The 12,403-nt window shown below is 26.5% G+C and carries 15 protein-coding genes and 1 riboswitch; of the genes, 3 read left to right on the top strand and 12 right to left on the bottom strand.

The genetic code is table 11. The annotated features are described in order from the left end of the window. Nucleotides 1–84 precede the first annotated feature (84 nt). Entirely contained in the window at nt 85–861 is a 777-nt protein-coding gene (locus RYM86_RS08970) for a DUF4931 domain-containing protein (protein ID WP_315079725.1), read from the bottom strand. Between the two features lie 315 nt (nt 862–1,176). Between RYM86_RS08970 and RYM86_RS08975 the strand changes: the two genes are divergently transcribed. Both RYM86_RS08975 and RYM86_RS08980 read left to right on the top strand, forming a co-directional pair. After that, nucleotides 1,177–2,181, top strand: a complete 1,005-nt coding sequence (locus tag RYM86_RS08975) for a DUF1002 domain-containing protein (RefSeq protein ID WP_315079726.1) — start codon at nt 1,177–1,179, stop codon at nt 2,179–2,181. A 202-nt stretch (nt 2,182–2,383) separates the two neighbouring features. Continuing rightward, nucleotides 2,384–2,857 (top strand): hypothetical protein, encoded by a 474-nt coding sequence (locus RYM86_RS08980; RefSeq protein WP_315079729.1) that lies wholly within the window; start codon nt 2,384–2,386, stop codon nt 2,855–2,857. Nucleotides 2,858–3,023: 166 nt separating this feature from the next. On the opposite strand, the gene RYM86_RS08985 is transcribed toward RYM86_RS08980, so the two are convergent. The 8 genes from RYM86_RS08985 to RYM86_RS09020 all read right to left on the bottom strand — a co-directional run bounded on the left by RYM86_RS08985 (nt 3,024) and on the right by RYM86_RS09020 (nt 8,756). Further along, nucleotides 3,024–3,587, bottom strand: a complete 564-nt coding sequence (locus RYM86_RS08985) for a chromate transporter (protein ID WP_315079732.1) — start codon at nt 3,585–3,587, stop codon at nt 3,024–3,026. After that, entirely contained in the window at nt 3,584–4,126 is a 543-nt protein-coding gene (locus RYM86_RS08990; protein ID WP_315079734.1) for a chromate transporter, read from the bottom strand. The genes RYM86_RS08985 and RYM86_RS08990 overlap by 4 nt, the downstream gene beginning before the upstream one ends. A gap of 137 nt (nt 4,127–4,263) precedes the next feature. Beyond that, complete coding sequence (locus RYM86_RS08995) at nt 4,264–4,938, bottom strand: NAD(P)/FAD-dependent oxidoreductase (RefSeq protein ID WP_315079736.1); 675 nt, start codon at nt 4,936–4,938, stop codon at nt 4,264–4,266. A gap of 32 nt (nt 4,939–4,970) precedes the next feature. Beyond that, entirely contained in the window at nt 4,971–5,318 is a 348-nt protein-coding gene (locus tag RYM86_RS09000) for an arsenate reductase family protein (RefSeq protein WP_315079738.1), read from the bottom strand. 224 nt (nt 5,319–5,542) lie between these two features. Then, on the bottom strand, nt 5,543–6,088 hold the full coding sequence (locus RYM86_RS09005; RefSeq protein WP_315079739.1) for a folate family ECF transporter S component: 546 nt from the start codon (nt 6,086–6,088) through the stop codon (nt 5,543–5,545). A gap of 59 nt (nt 6,089–6,147) precedes the next feature. Further along, nucleotides 6,148–6,246, bottom strand: a riboswitch (THF riboswitch). A 61-nt stretch (nt 6,247–6,307) separates the two neighbouring features. Next, the gene (locus RYM86_RS09010) at nt 6,308–7,381 is read right to left on the bottom strand and encodes an HD-GYP domain-containing protein (RefSeq protein ID WP_315079740.1); all 1,074 of its coding nucleotides are present in this window, start codon (nt 7,379–7,381) and stop codon (nt 6,308–6,310) included. Nucleotides 7,382–7,554: 173 nt separating this feature from the next. Beyond that, on the bottom strand, nt 7,555–8,445 hold the full coding sequence (locus RYM86_RS09015) for a DUF368 domain-containing protein (protein ID WP_315079741.1): 891 nt from the start codon (nt 8,443–8,445) through the stop codon (nt 7,555–7,557). Nucleotides 8,446–8,597: 152 nt separating this feature from the next. Then, nucleotides 8,598–8,756 carry a hypothetical protein gene (locus RYM86_RS09020; protein WP_315079742.1) on the bottom strand — a complete coding sequence of 53 codons (159 nt, stop codon included), beginning with the start codon at nt 8,754–8,756 and terminating at the stop codon, nt 8,598–8,600. A gap of 294 nt (nt 8,757–9,050) precedes the next feature. Here RYM86_RS09020 and RYM86_RS09025 point away from each other — a divergent pair, with 294 nt between their 5' ends. Continuing rightward, a complete protein-coding gene (locus tag RYM86_RS09025) occupies nt 9,051–9,896 on the top strand; it encodes a DegV family protein (RefSeq protein WP_315079744.1) in 846 nt (281 codons plus the stop codon). Between the two features lie 162 nt (nt 9,897–10,058). Here the strand turns inward: RYM86_RS09025 and deoD are convergent, their stop codons facing one another. The 3 genes from deoD to RYM86_RS09040 form a co-directional block, all read right to left on the bottom strand. Then, nucleotides 10,059–10,769 carry a purine-nucleoside phosphorylase gene (gene deoD, locus RYM86_RS09030; RefSeq protein WP_315079746.1) on the bottom strand — a complete coding sequence of 237 codons (711 nt, stop codon included), beginning with the start codon at nt 10,767–10,769 and terminating at the stop codon, nt 10,059–10,061. A 53-nt stretch (nt 10,770–10,822) separates the two neighbouring features. After that, nucleotides 10,823–11,230, bottom strand: coding sequence for a cytidine deaminase (locus RYM86_RS09035; RefSeq protein ID WP_315079747.1), 408 nt, complete (start codon nt 11,228–11,230; stop codon nt 10,823–10,825). A 218-nt stretch (nt 11,231–11,448) separates the two neighbouring features. Then, complete coding sequence (locus RYM86_RS09040; protein ID WP_315079750.1) at nt 11,449–12,402, bottom strand: ABC transporter permease; 954 nt, start codon at nt 12,400–12,402, stop codon at nt 11,449–11,451. Between the last annotated feature and the right edge of the window lies 1 nt (nt 12,403).

Below are 12,403 nucleotides of genomic sequence, written 5' to 3' on the forward strand. Positions count from 1 at the left end.
CTTTTAGCTGCTTAATCCTCTTTTTAAATGTCCTTGACATAGGGTCCATTTTAAACCTAAAGTAACTCTTTTCTCACTGTAATACTATTCTCTAAAATATAGTTCTTTTAATTTTCCTGCTATCTCTTCTAGACTATTAGAAACCTGTTTTAATGAATATCCAAGTAATAGCGGTGATGTAACAAAACGTGGTGTAATTTTACATATAATTTTGTTGTTCCAATGATAAAAAAACAAATTAAAACTATCACATTTAGCAAAATAATCATCTAATATATAACAAACTGTTTTTCGTATGCCTTCAGATAAACTAAATGTATTTTTCAAATCATCATTTATAATAACGTTAAATTCACTAAATCCATTTATAGGTTTAGTAGATAAGTTTACTTCACAACATTCACTTTTAAAAATCTCTATACCTTCAAAATACTTTTCATTTATGTTTTCTCTATAATCTATATTGTTTAATCCTACAATTTGCATATGAGCATGCTTTATGCTTCCCCCTGAACTTGGCCCATGATTCTTATAAAATATTACTGATTTATATTCATTACTTTTTTCTATAGCAAGCCAATGTTTTAATCCAAAACTAATTAATTCTTCCATATATTCAGAGTCATAATTCCCCATATTCAATTCACAATCATATGTTTCTATAACAACCAGTTGAAGAGTATCTCTTAATGTCGGAAATTTATTTTTTAATAATACAAATGGTCCATTTTCTTGAATAATATCAGTAAGTTTATTTCTATTGCAAAATGGACATTCTGTATTCTTATTATTAAAACTATTAGGCTTATTTTTTCCAATATTATTTATGAATACTATATATTCATCATTATGATTAATCACAAGTTCACCTACAATTCAATAAAAATTATACTTATTAATCTATACTAAAATATTTTAAATATTAATGTTAATTATATTATATTTCTTTAGAAGTTACAATTTTATAAAATTTTATTTTTTACGTCATAATTTTTAATATCCTAGACTTATTTAAAATATTCTGTCCAAAATTCTTAAAAATATTAAATTTAAATCTTAATATTAAATTAATATAATTGAAATTAACCCTATTATATTGTATGTTATAATATAACTGTAATTATTCTTTTTAGTTTAATTGTATTTAATATGTATTAATAAAAGGAGCTTAAAATTATGAAAATTATTAAAAAAATTTCAAGTAAATTAGTAATTATGTTTATTACATTATGTTTATTTATTTCTTTTTCTCCAAATATAACAGCTTTTGCAGATTCATTTAAAGTTGTTACATTAGGTGGAAATTTAACACAGGATCAAAAGAATCAAATGCTTGATTACTTTAAGGTTACTAAAAATGACGCAAATATTTTAGATATAACAACAGCTGAAGAACAAAAATATCTTGGAAATGTTGCATCTCCAGCTCAATTAGGTAATAAATCCATTTCTTGTTCTTATGTTGAACCAACAAGTAAAGGTGGACTAACTATTTCTACATATAACCTTACATGGGTTACAGAAGGAATGATAAGAAATGCTTTAATTACAGCGGGAGTAGAAAATGCTAATGTAATAGCTGCTGCACCATTTAAAGTTTCTGGTACTGCTGCACTTACTGGTATTCTAAAAGGATTTGAAAATAGTTCTGGTGGATCTAAAATAGATGAAGAAAAAAAAGAAGTTGCTAACGAAGAAATTGTAGTTACAGGTGACCTTGGAGATAAAATTGGACAAGATGAAGCGGCTAAATTAATAAATGATGTGAAAAAAGATGTGGTTAAAGAAAAACCTAAAACTGACAAAGAGATTGAGAAAATAGTTGAAAAAGCCATTAAAGAATACAAAGTTGAACTTAGTAATGAAGATAAAGAAACTATTAATTCTTTAATGACTAAAATAAATGGATTAGATCTTAATTATAATAAAATTAAAGATCAATTAAATGATGCTGCAAGTAAACTAAAAGAAAAATTAAATAGTGAAGAAGCTCAAGGATTTTTTGCTAAGGTTAAAGAATTCTTTGCTAATTTCTTTGGAGCAATATCAGATTGGTTTTCAAATGATTCAGATTCAGATGCTGATACTAGAGCTACAAAAAACAACACTGAATCAGTAAATACTGAAAGTTCTATTCAAAATAATAATTCAAATGAAAATAGTGATAAAATTAACACTTAAGATGAAAATGAAAAAGCTGATTTAAATCAATCAGAAAATCTACCTACTGAAAATAGCAATTCACAAAATGCTTTAAATAAATAACATCACTAGTAAAAAACTTTACTTTTAAAAAAATATAATAAATTTCTTAAATATTTCACATACTAGATATGACATTTAATGAAATATTAAAAATTACATTAAAAAGGAGATTTATTATATGAAAAAAGCATTAATAAAATCTATAGCTTGTTCTCTTTCTATCATTAGTATGACAACAGTTATTCCTCAAAAAGTTAGTGCTACGACTTTAACTTCAAGCATAAGCTATTTTAATAAGGATGATTCTTCAAATGGCAAACACAATGGTAGTTGGATCTTTGATAAAGATAATCTTAACTATCTTTCAAAGAAGGAAAAGAAGCAATTAGAAGAAATTAAAAAACTTAAAGATAAAGGTGAAGAACTTTCAGAGGAACAAAAAAAGCAATTAGCTGATATAAAAGAAACTGTTTTAAAGAAAAAATTAGGTAACGAGAAATATAAAGATTTTAAGGCACTAATAGAAAAGAAACACTGTAAAAAAGAACTTACAGAGGAAGAGAAAGCTAAATTAAAAGAATACAAAAATATTATAAGATCATCAAAAAATGACTCTAATGATCGTGCAACATTTAAAGACTTTTTAAGATAGTCATTAAAGCAGAGAAATAGTTACTTTTAGCTAATTCTCTGCTTAATTTTTTTATTTTAGCATATGTATAAGATATTTAAATAATTTAAATTTTTCAAGCATGTTAAAGTAACATTACATTTAAACTTAAATCTCATACTACTTTTTAAATTTACTGAACTCATTTCTAAAGCTTAAATATTATTCCAAAAATTGCTCCTATGCCAATATAAAATACAGGATGTCTTTTACATTTATTGCTAAGATACAATAATATTGTACATAATACAACTGCCTTTATATTAATTAACTGTATTACTTTATTACTTAAATTATATTGATTAAAATTAAACAATGATATTTTTAAAACTTCAAAACCAGCAGCTGCAATTAATCCTACAACAGCAGCTCTTAATCCATAAAATACAGCTTTAACATATCTGCTTTCTTTGAATCTCTCTAAAAAATTCGCAACTATAATTATAATAATAATTGATGGAATTATAAGTCCTAATGTAGCAACAATACTACCCAAAATACCACTTGAGTGAAAACCAGCATATGTTGCCATATTTACTCCCATTGGTCCTGGTGTTGATTCAGATACAGCTATCATATCTGCTAGATTTGATTGGCTAAACCAATCATATTTAAATGTTAATGCAGTTAAAAAAGGTAATGTGGCTAGTCCACCTCCCACTGCAAATAATCCAATCTTAAAAAATTCGTAAAATAAGGTTAAATAAATCATTTTAATTCACCTCTTATTAATTTTGATACTATTCCAGTGATTGCTGATGCAATAACAATATATATTGGTGATATTTTTAATATTGCAGTCATAAAAAATGCAAAAATAACTACTATAACTCCTAATGAATCTTTAATAGAACTTTTCCATAATTTAACTATTGCATTAATAACTAAAACTAATGCTGCAACTCTAATACCTCCAAATACATTTTTTATAATTTCAATGTCATTGAAGTTATTTAATAGCCCTGCAATTATCATTATTATAATTAGAGATGGAAATACAACCCCTAAAGTTGCAAATATACCACCAAGAATTCCTTTAGTTTTATATCCAATAAACGTCGCTGTATTAACAGCGATTATTCCTGGTGTGCATTGACCAACTGCATAATAATTCATTATCTCTTCTTCAGTTGCCCATTTTCTTCTTTCTACCACTTCTTCTTGAATCATTGGAAGCATTGCATATCCCCCACCAAATGTTAAGCCTCCAATCCTACAAAAAGTCCAAAATAAATCTAACAATTCTTTCACTATATGTTCCTCCATATGTAATTAAATAAATATTTATCGATTATGATAAAATTACCACGTTTTATTATATAACAAAAATTAATAGCAATCATGGATAAATCCAGATTGCTATTAATTTTGTTTAATATTATTTTAAATTATAAATAACTTTCAACATCTATTTGTTTTTTGACTTCTTCTAATCCAACTCTATCTATATAATCGCCTAGTCTTTCTCTTGCAGTAGCATTTTCCGAATAAATTTGAATTATTTTTTCAACTAATGGAAATAATTTTTCTTCTGACACATTCATTGCAATTTTATCTGCAAGTCTTGGTTTTAGTCCACCTTTTCCACCAATTTGAACTACCCATCCCTTAGGCATTCCATATATACCAATATCTTTTATGTGGTTATCTGAACAACTTTGTGGACATCCACTAACTCCTATTTTAAGCTTATTAGGTAAATCCTTACCATGGTATAATCCATCAAGCTTACTTCCAATTGCTACTGAATCTTGTAGTCCTTTTTTACAAAAAGTTGTTCCTGGACATACTTTAACGCTTCTTACACATAATCCAACAGCTGCTCCTGGTTTCATGCCCAAGTCTTTCCATGCATTATCTATTTCTTCTTCTTTTATTCCAACAAGTGCAATACGTTGAGCTCCTGTTACTTTTACAGCTTTAACCTCATATTTTTCTGCAACATCAGCTAATGTTCTTAATTGTTCTGGTGTTATAAGCCCTGCTGTTAAATGAGGTGCTATAGCATATGTTTCCTTATCTCTTTGTAAAACTGCTCCCTTGTCTAATAAATCTTTTTTCATGTTTAATGCCTCCCTAATAATACTACAAATAATCATTTTAATTTACTATAATTATATTCTTTAAATCCAATTATTACTAAATCTTCATTTATTAAAATTGGTCTTTTTATCAGCATTCCATTACCAGATAATAATTCTATAGCTTCTTCTTTTGTCATAGAATTAATCTTATCTTTTAAATTTAATTCTTTATAAACTTTACCTGATGTATTAAAGAATTTTTTAAATTCCAAATTACTCTTGTCTATCCATTCTAATAATTCTTCTCTTGTTGGTGTTTCATTAACTATATCTCTAACTTCTATTTCAAAATCATTTTCTTTTAAAAATTTTAATGCTTTTTTACATGTTGAACATTTAGGATATTGTACTAATAGCATTGGAATTCCTCCTTTAACAATTACAATAGTATTTTATCATACTAATTTTTTCTGGTAAACTATTATTTTTTACTAGAATTTGTTTATTAATAATTACTTTTTTCATTTTACAATTTCTTTATTTATATTTTTGCATTTAAAAGATTTTATATTCTCTTTAATTTTTCGTAATAAAAAATGTACTCTGTATATTTCAGAGCACATTTTTTATAAAAATATTTATTTTAACTAAAATTTTCTTTTTTAATTTTATTTACTAAATTCAATACAAAATATATCATCATTACATTTATAGGAATCATTATTAAATTCTTAAAGGCTCTTATTGGTAGAATTACGTAAAATGCCTTACCTCCCAATATAGATAACCAAAAAGTATTCATAACTATATCTACCAAAATCACTGAAATAATATTAGCAAATGCACATCTTGTTAAAGTAATTTTTTTCTTGTACAAAATACTTCCATATATTAATCCAGACATCATTGCTGATAAAGTAAATCCTACAAAAAAAGCTCCTTTAGGATTTATTACATAATTAATAACATCAGACAAACCTCCACACATTGCACCAGCCACCGGACCAAATAGCATACTTATAGTTACAGATGCTAAAAATTCAAAACTCAGATGTAGAAATGGTGTGATTTGGATTGTAAACAAATCTAAAATAAGCTTTATTGTTATTAATAACGAAGCTGTAACTAGATTTCTTACATTTTTTAGTTCTTTTGATGAATTTAAAATTAAAGTATAAAAATTTCTCATACAGAATCCCCCCTTTAATTATATTTGCTGAATAAAAAAGAGGGCTCCTCTTTAATATTAACAGCGGAATGCAATATTTACACCGCAAACAAAAGTTTTTCGTTTAAGAGGCAACTTCCCGTCCTCTCAACACTTAACGCGCAAATATCTACTCTGTCAATTAAGAAATTATGTGCTAAGTTTATCAAACCTAATAAATTTTGTCAATACTTTAGTGTACTAAAGTATTGATATGAATTCATCTATGACCAAATCTTTATTTTCTTTTAAATCTAAAAAGTCATTCTCTATAAATATAAACGGTCTTTCTAATTCATTAATATCCATTTGTACTATTTTTCCTACTTTATTATTGTTTAATTTAACTTCCCTGCCAATGTAATAGTTTACTATATGTTCTAAAAATATATTACAATAATTATAATCCAGCTTGCCAAAGCTTTCATTTTTAATTATTTGTATTGATTCAAACGGAGATTTCTTATCTCTATAACATCTATTAGAGTTTACCGCCTCAAAAACATCTGCTATTGCAATAATTTTTGCAAAATTAGGTATTTTATCACCTTTAATTCCTAATGGGTAACCACTTCCATCTTCTCTTTCATGATGTAATAATACAGATTGAGAAACTGATTTATCTAAAAAGTTGATTTTTTTAATTACATTATAACCTAAAACAGGATGCTCTTTAATTTTTTTAAAATCCTTTGAATTTAATCTACCATTTTTATTAATTATTTTATCATCAATTTTACATTTCCCAATATCATGCAAAAGCGCTGAATATATTAATAATTTTATTTTATTATCGTCAAAGCCAATCCATTTGCCCAACAAACTGCTTATAGATGCTACATTTAAACTGTGTCTATATATAGAATCTTTATCACTACCATAAAAAAGTAAATTATCTATCAATGCATTTGGATTTTTAATTATATTTTGTAACTCAGATATTAACTTTCTAATTTCTTTAAGAGAATCTTTTTGTAAATCAACAGTATTATCTAAAACATCATGTAAATCTCCACATATTTCATTTAATTTATTTTCTACCCTTTTAAATTCTCGTTCTGAACTTTTTTTACTATTTTCTGCTTTTTCTAAAGAATCTTCTCCATAAACCCAAATTTCTTCTATATTATATGAAGTTTGTAATTTATTAAGTATTTTATCACTTATAACAACGTTTTTTGATAATAATATATTATTATTATCTTGTACGTCTTCCCCTATTACCATTCCAGTTTTTAAGTCACTTGTTTTTAAAAGCATTAATTTTTTTTCCACTCTAATCACCTATACTTAAATTATTTGTATATATTAACAATTTATTATAAAATTTATATTATATGTAATATAATCCAATTACTAATATTCTACAATTATTAATAATTCTCCTTTTAATGCTTCAAAGATAAAAAATCATTTTGAAAACTCAAAATGATTTTTTTATCTAAATATTAATTTTTATTTTCAAGATAGTATTTTAATTTTTGAAGTAATAATATTATACCTCCACCAATTATAAAGAATATTATATTAAACGTATGTAAATTCATAGGTGGTTTAGGCACTTCTAATGATGTAGGTCCCATAAACACTGCGTATATTGATCCAAGCATAAGACCTAAAATTAAATATATTGTTTGTGATCTATAATTACTTAATAAGTATTTTACACCATTTATAGTTATAAGTATTCCAAAAAGCACTCCAAAACCGAATACAAAACATACAAGTAAGTAATCAAAATTTAATTTTAACACTTCTTTTACAGCATTCATTATAGGTGCATATAATCCAAAAATTAAAAGCAAAGTTGAACCAGATATTCCTGGAAGGACCATCGCTGAAATAGCTATCATAGCTACTACAAAAATGTATATTCCAAGTCCTAGCGTTAATCTATCTAATGACATACCTGCTGCACTATTTGGACCTGCAACAGGATTAAAATAAGTTATTAATACAACTATACATATACCTATTATAGAAAAGAAAATATTTTTATATCTATTTATAATAGAACTTTTTTCTTCCTTTATAATTATAGGTATCGCAAATATTATAAAACCAATAAATAATGAACTTATTTTATAAATTTCTTTATCAAAAATTGATGTTAAAAATAATACAGATGATACAAATCCAACAATCCATCCTATTCCTAATTTGAATAAAAATTTAAATGCTTCTATTTTCTCTTCTTTTCTTCCTGAAATAACATTACTTAGTGAATTAATAAATTTATCATAAAATCCTAAAATAAATGCTATAGTTCCGCCTGATACTCCTGGGACACTATCTGCAAGTGCCATGCAAAATCCTCTTATAAAGTTTATTATATACATTACTAAATCTCCTTGCTTTTTATTCTCTTGTTTTACAATTATACTATAATTCCATCCTAGTTTTAATGTTTTTAACTTATTTTTAATAATTATATCTTAAAATAAAAATAACTGTCTAAAACAGAGTTATTCTATTTTAGACAGTTAAAGATTTAATACTGTATAGGATTTGCTTTTTTGTTACCTGTTTTTGCTTTCCCTTGTATTTCTGGTACTGGCTTAACATCATTTTTCTTATAATGTGCTTTATGATTACTCTCTGTTCCATGAGCATCATTTGGATCAGGTCTTCTCATTCCTGCTTTTGCCATAATTTTAACCCTCCTAAATATATAATGTTCCTCTATTTTAGTATTGTAAAAAAAATATAGACTATACATTTAATATTAAATTAAGCTTTAATATATAAAATTCATCTACGATTTAAAATGTAAATAAAATTAATAAAAGTAATACTTTTCATTGGAATATATTTAACAACATATTAACATTAAAAATCATTGTAGTGCGTTAAAAGCTATGATATAGTTTAATTACATAAAAACTTCACTTCATATAAATTAAGGATAAATTTTGTATATTTATATACTAAGGAGGAAAAATTTTTGCAAAAAATTGCCTTAATAACAGATAGTAGTTGTGACTTAAGTGAAAGTACTTTAGACAAGTTTAATATTAAGTTACTTCCATTTAGAATAATTTTCAATGATAACGAATACTTAGATAGAATAACAATATCCTCAAAAGAATTATTTAATTTACTAAAAACAGAAATTCCTACTACTTCTCTACCAGATATAGAGTATAGTAGTAAAATATTTGAAAACTTAATAGCTGAAAATTACACTCATGTAATTATTATTACAGTTTCAGCTAATACTTCAGGATGCTTTAATAGTATAAGATTATTGAGTGAGCATTATCCTGAAATTAAATCTTACATATTTGATTCAAAAACAATAGGATATCCTGTTGGAGCTATTACAACACAAGTTGGAAAGTTAATTAATGATAATAATACCTTTGAAGATATTATTTCTAAACTTGAAGATATTAGAAATAAAACTCATGCCTTTGTAACATTTCCTTCTTTAAAATATTTAAGAGCAGGCGGAAGAATAGGACGAGTATCTGGTGCTATTGCTGAAACCTTAAATTTGAAACCAATAATTTCTTCTGATGAAGATGGCTTTTTATACCCATTTGCCAAAGCTAGAGGTAGAAATCAATCTTTAGCTAAACTAAAACAAATACTTATGTCATATCTTGACAAGGGCAAATGTAGAGTTTGGATTTTAAATGGAGATGCTGATGAAGAAGCTGATGAATTTTTAAATAGTGTACAAACCCATGAAAACATAACAGAGATATCTTTAGAGACTATTGGTGCTTGTACAGGTGTACATACTGGACCTGGTTCTATAGGTGTTTGTATTTATGACGAATATTAACATAAACTTTTGAGGTTTATAAAATACTATATTTATCTATAAATTAAAAAGAAGCTTTGATGGAATTTCCAAAGCTTCTTTTTATAAATTCATTTATTTAACTATTTTTACTTTTATCAGATAAAAATTTATTTCAAACGCATTTTGTTTGTAATTAAATTATTATTTCAATCCAACTATAGTATCTAATGCAACTTCAATCATATTTGTAAATGTTGTTTGTCTCTCTTCTGCAGTAGTTACTTCACCTGTTATAAAGTGATCACTTACTGTAAGTAATGCTAATGCATTAACATTATATTTAGCTGCAATAGTGTATAATGCTGCTGCTTCCATTTCAACGCCTAGACAACCAAAGTCAGCCCATTTTTTCCAATCTTCATTATCATCACCATAGAATATATCAGAGCTGTATATAGGCCCAACCTTAGGTTCAAATCCTTTTTGCACTGCCAAATCATAAGCTGGTTTTAATAAATCAAAACTTGCAGTTGGTGCATATGTTCTTCCTTGGAATCTTACTAAGTTAAGATTTGAATCAGTACATGCTGACATTGCAATTACAAGATCTCTAACCTTAACCTTTTCATGATATCCACCACATGTTCCAACTCTTATAAGATTTTTAACTCCATAACTTTGAATTAATTCATTAACATAGATTGATATTGATGGTATTCCCATACCTGTTCCTTGAACTGAAACTCTTTTTCCTTTATAAGTTCCTGTAAACCCGTACATTCCCCTAACTTCATTATAGCAAACTACATCTTCTAAAAAATTTTCAGCTATAAACTTAGCTCTTAAAGGATCTCCTGGTAATAATATGCGTTCTGCTATTGCACCTTCTGGTGCATTAATATGAATACTCATTTTGCTACCTCCATACAATCTAATTTTTATATACTAAAATACATTTTTAATTATTATTTATTATTTTTATCTAAATCTGCTTTTGTAAATGTGCCTGGTAAAATTTCTGCCATATCTGTTACAATGTAATCTTCTTCATTTTTAGCAAGTATTACTTTTACTTCTGGACCACCAAATTCACTTATAACTTGACGACAAATTCCACAAGGATAAGTATTTTCTTCTAAACTTCCTACTATTGCAATTGCATTAATCTTAGTTTCGCCTTCTGCTACACCAGTGAAAATTGCTGTTCTTTCTGCACAGTTAGTTGCACCAAAAGAAGCATTTTCAATATTACATCCACCGTATACTTTTCCACTGTCGAATAATACAGCTGCACCAACTTTAAAATTAGAATATGGTGAATATGCCTTTTCTCTATATTTTAGTGCTATTTTAATAAGTTCTTTATTTTCCATTTTTCATGTCCCCTTTTATTCTAAATTTATATAACTATAGGATTCCAAAAATTTAACTTTATTATGTTTTTTTATAATAACATATATTAAAATAAATATGTTACCGTTTTCCTATTATTTAATAATATATTTTTTGATTAGATAAGCTAATAGTATTATTATTTAAAATAATATATTAGCTTATCATTTAAAAATTAATTTTTTATTATATCATTTTATTATCTCTTACCAGAATCAAATGGTTCTCCAGAGGCTCTTGGAGCTTGTGAAGATTTTGAGAATAATACCAATGCAATTAAAGTAACCACATATGGGAATACTTTTAGTATTACTGATGGTATAGATGCTAATGCTGGAATTACTTGTGATACATTAGCAACTGTAGTTGCAAATCCAAAGAATAATGTAGCTCCAAGGATACCTAACGGCTTCCATTGACCAAATATCAATGCTGCCAATGCTAAGAATCCAAGACCTGCAACACTTCCATTAAACTCACCTGAGTATGTTACAAGTATTATTGCTCCTCCAAGAGAAGATAATGCTCCTGAAACTAATACTCCAATGTAACGCATACGATAAACATTAATTCCTGCTGCATCTGCTGCTTGAGGATGTTCTCCACATGCTCTTAATCTTAAACCAAAGTTAGTTTTGTATATTAAGAATATGCTTACTACAAGTATTAATAAAACTAACCATGTAGTAATATATGTTTTCTTAAAAAATAGATCTCCGATTATTGGTATTGATGAAAGAACTGGAACATCCATTGGATAAAATCCAGTTTGAATTCTTATACGTCCACTACCTGCAATAGTTCTTGCTAGAAATACAGTTAATGCTCCTGCTATCATGTTAATTGCAGTACCACTAATTACTTGGTCTGCATTTAAGTTTATACTAGCAAATGCATGTAATAGTGAAAATAACATTCCAACTACCATTGCTACAAGCAAACCTATCCAAAGAGGAAGAGTACTATTTGGCATTGATTCTTGTAATTTAAATATCGTTAAAGCTCCTGAAAATGAACCTATAATCATAAATCCATCAAGTCCAATATTTACAACTCCACTTCTTTCACAATATAATGCACCTAGTGAAGTGATTAATAGAGGAATTGTGTACGCAATAGCATAAGGAAAAACTTGTTGTATTATTCCCCACATA

It is taken from the genome of uncultured Clostridium sp., assembly GCF_963527835.1.
Taxonomy (GTDB): domain Bacteria; phylum Bacillota; class Clostridia; order Clostridiales; family Clostridiaceae; genus Clostridium.

Coding starts and splice junctions, on each gene's coding strand:
- RYM86_RS08975 (WP_315079726.1), top strand. CDS start 1,177: ATGAAAATTATTAAAAAAATTTCAAGTAAATTAGTAATTATGTTTATT.
- RYM86_RS08980 (WP_315079729.1), top strand. CDS start 2,384: ATGAAAAAAGCATTAATAAAATCTATAGCTTGTTCTCTTTCTATCATT.
- RYM86_RS08985 (WP_315079732.1), bottom strand. CDS start 3,587: ATGATTTATTTAACCTTATTTTACGAATTTTTTAAGATTGGATTATTT.
- RYM86_RS08995 (WP_315079736.1), bottom strand. CDS start 4,938: ATGAAAAAAGATTTATTAGACAAGGGAGCAGTTTTACAAAGAGATAAG.
- RYM86_RS09000 (WP_315079738.1), bottom strand. CDS start 5,318: ATGCTATTAGTACAATATCCTAAATGTTCAACATGTAAAAAAGCATTA.
- RYM86_RS09005 (WP_315079739.1), bottom strand. CDS start 6,088: ATGAGAAATTTTTATACTTTAATTTTAAATTCATCAAAAGAACTAAAA.
- RYM86_RS09015 (WP_315079741.1), bottom strand. CDS start 8,445: ATGTATATAATAAACTTTATAAGAGGATTTTGCATGGCACTTGCAGAT.
- RYM86_RS09020 (WP_315079742.1), bottom strand. CDS start 8,756: ATGGCAAAAGCAGGAATGAGAAGACCTGATCCAAATGATGCTCATGGA.
- deoD (WP_315079746.1), bottom strand. CDS start 10,769: ATGAGTATTCATATTAATGCACCAGAAGGTGCAATAGCAGAACGCATA.
- RYM86_RS09035 (WP_315079747.1), bottom strand. CDS start 11,230: ATGGAAAATAAAGAACTTATTAAAATAGCACTAAAATATAGAGAAAAG.
- RYM86_RS09040 (WP_315079750.1), bottom strand. CDS start 12,402: ATGTGGGGAATAATACAACAAGTTTTTCCTTATGCTATTGCGTACACA.